Raw genomic sequence first — 501 nt, forward strand, 5'->3', positions numbered from 1 at the left:
CCGGGTTATTTTCCGGGCTTCCGGACTGTCATCATTAAACTGTGCAATGGCGATTGCTTTCGTCATTTCATGACCAGCACTTATGCACTGGTTGAGTGTATCCATGAGTCCCATACTGAACATCCTTTAATCATCACTTTGCATTATTTTATTAAATCTTGGAATTTATTGCAAAGCAACAATAAAATCGCAAAGCACACGAAAAAGTGCAAAGTGAACCACATTGGGTAATGAAAGAACGCAGGGGATTACAAAAGAGTACATACCGCAGTCAATATTAATCACTGCCGCTCGCCGCAGTAAGCGATCTCACACAGTGAGAAAGCGGCGAGGAAGCGGAAAATCACAGAACTCACAGATTGCACGTACGTCGGGTTGCTAAAGATGACTCGGGATCAGCCAGTTATAATGAAATTGACTGCGGTATGTAATATATTGACTATGGTATGATGCTTACCGCATCTGTAGGAAAGACGACTCAGCATACCGCAGTCAATGTTT

Annotated in this window: 1 protein-coding gene; it reads right to left on the reverse strand. The window is 42.7% G+C overall.

The window, feature by feature from the left end; genetic code table 11:
* Nucleotides 1-114 (reverse strand): hypothetical protein (locus tag FHD02_RS24630; protein WP_228261735.1); only part of this gene is annotated, 114 nt, incomplete at its 3' end.
* Nucleotides 115-501: the final 387 nt, after the last annotated feature.

Origin of the sequence: Citrobacter sp. EC_71, from assembly GCF_019584005.1 — a bacterium.
Lineage (GTDB): Bacteria > Pseudomonadota > Gammaproteobacteria > Enterobacterales > Enterobacteriaceae > Citrobacter > Citrobacter werkmanii.